This window comes from Nonomuraea deserti, from assembly GCF_004348685.1.
GTDB classification, from domain to species: Bacteria; Actinomycetota; Actinomycetes; order Streptosporangiales; family Streptosporangiaceae; genus Nonomuraea; species Nonomuraea deserti.
In genome coordinates, this window is the sequence record NZ_SMKO01000388.1 from 1 (window position 1) to 1,976 (window position 1,976).

The following is a 1,976-nucleotide window of genomic DNA, read 5'->3' on the forward strand; positions in this document are numbered from 1 at the left end:
GGCAGGGGCTTGGCGTCGGGGTTGAGGGGTACCCAGATCCGTTGCGTGCCCGTCAGCACCAGGGCCGGTCCCAGCCGGGGCGGCTGCCCCTTCCGGTGCTGATCGCGCGCGACCTCGTCCTCGTGCCGCCCGCCGTCCGGGCGCTGTCGCCCGTCCTGGCGCTGTCCCCCGTCGTGGAGCGCGTCGTCGCGGGCATCGTCGCGGGCGTCGTGGCGGGCATCGTCGCGGGGGCTCTCGGCCGGGACGGGATCAGGTGTGGCGACGGGCGCGTCGGCGCTCGCCGCGAGTCTTCTCAACCTCCGCAGCGCCTCGGTGTCGATCGGCTTCCCGGCGACGGGCTTGCGGCTCTCCGCCGTCTTGATCGGCACGACCGCGTCCCGCGCGGCCCGTACCTCGGCGTCCGTCTCCCCGAACGATGTGCGCCTGTCACCGGGCTCCGGCACGCCGGTGCCGCCAGGGGCGCCAGGGGTGGCGGAGGTGGCGGGGGTGCGAGCGGTGCCAGGCGCGCCGGGGGCACCGGACGGCACGGGCGAGCGGTCGTGACGGCGTTCAGCGCCGCCTGAGAGCCCCTTCTCGCGCCGGATCACGCCTCCCGCGGTGCTCCGGGCCGGGGAGGGGGGCGCCTGGTGTGCCTGAGCCTTGAGCGCCGGCGCGGTGCCGCGGCGCGTGCCCCAGCCGGGACGCGCGCCGGACTGCTCGCCCACCGGGGCCTGTGCGGCGGCGGCAGCGGCGGCGGCCACGGCGGGCCGCACCTGGCGGGGCCCGGTGATCCGCTGGCCCTCGCGCCTGCGCTGCGCCTGGCGGGCCTTGCGCGGCTTCTTGGACTTGACCCTGGCGGGGGTGGCACGCCAGACGCGAGCGGAGAACGTGATGGTCTCGGGCTCGGCGCCGGGCGCGAGGCGGTACCAGGCTCTGGGCTGGCCGAGGTAGCGGAGCTGGGACTCGAGCAGCTCGGTGAGACGCTTGCCCTCGATGACGGGACGGGTGGACAACCACGTGACGATCCCGGGCGGGACGAGGAACAGCACGTGCCACGGCATCTCCAGCGGCACGCCCACCAGGACCAGCAGCAGCGACCACGGAACGAACACCCCGACGAAGACGCCGATCCAGACGATCGGCAGCGGCATCGGCAGGCGCAGGTCGTACAGCTTGTACAGCCGCTTCTCTATCCGCCAGATGTTCGTATACGTGGGCAGGTCCACACGGCCCTCCTCTCGCCCGCTCGTTCATGACCGCCGGGGAGCGGTCTCAACCCTTACGTGATGCCCAGCGCGCCGGCGATCGCCTTCGCCGTCACCTCGATGATGTTGGGAACGTAGAAGATCACTCCGATGGCCACGGCCAGGATGAGGAACTGCACGAACCGCGTGATCTCGCGGGTGAAGAGGAAGAACAGCGCCACCACGGAGACGACGACCAGGAACAGCGGCGCGAAGAACGCGCGCAGGAAGTCGGCGAGCCCTCCGGTGTCGATGCCGGTCGACACCGGTGTCGGCGTCATCTCGATCAAGGTGAGCAGTACGGTCTTATAGGTCACTTCTTGTCCTCCCGGGGGGTACCGATCAGCAGCGTGGCCATGCCCTAATCAGCGACCCGGCCGGCGCCGCGGATGTCGGCGACGAACCACTTGTCGCCCTGCTTCTCGACGGTCAGGCGGTAGGCCTGCTCCAGACGCCCGCCGGCCGCCGCGGGGTCGGTGGAGTCGGGAGTGGGCGGGACGTCGCCGTTCGGCACTGTCCACACCACCACCGCCTGGATCTCTCTGGTGGCACCCCCCACAGGCACCACGACTTCCTTGAGTTCTGCGAAGGTGAAGGCGCCACCGAAGCTCGGCAGGCTCTTGCCGGCGGCGACGTAGCGCTGCAACCCGGCGGCGTCACCGTCGGCGTAGTCCTTGAAGAAGCCCTCCAGCTGCGGCTTGAGCTCGGCCGCCGCCGCGTCGTCGGTTTCGGGCGCGGCCACCTGGGGGAGGC

The 1,976-nt window shown here is 72.1% G+C and carries 3 protein-coding genes; all 3 read right to left on the reverse strand.

Annotated elements, in window-relative coordinates; translation table 11 throughout:
* The coding region (locus tag E1292_RS53270) for a conjugal transfer protein (RefSeq protein ID WP_246091061.1) at positions 1-1,205 on the reverse strand (1,205 nt) is incomplete at its 3' end.
* A 53-nt stretch (positions 1,206-1,258) separates the two neighbouring features.
* The gene (locus E1292_RS50195) at positions 1,259-1,504 is read right to left on the reverse strand and encodes a hypothetical protein (RefSeq protein WP_246091063.1); all 246 of its coding nucleotides are present in this window, start codon (positions 1,502-1,504) and stop codon (positions 1,259-1,261) included.
* Between the two features lie 80 nt (positions 1,505-1,584).
* A partial coding sequence (locus E1292_RS50200; protein WP_132606844.1) for a conjugal transfer protein occupies positions 1,585-1,976 on the reverse strand: 392 nt, incomplete at its 5' end.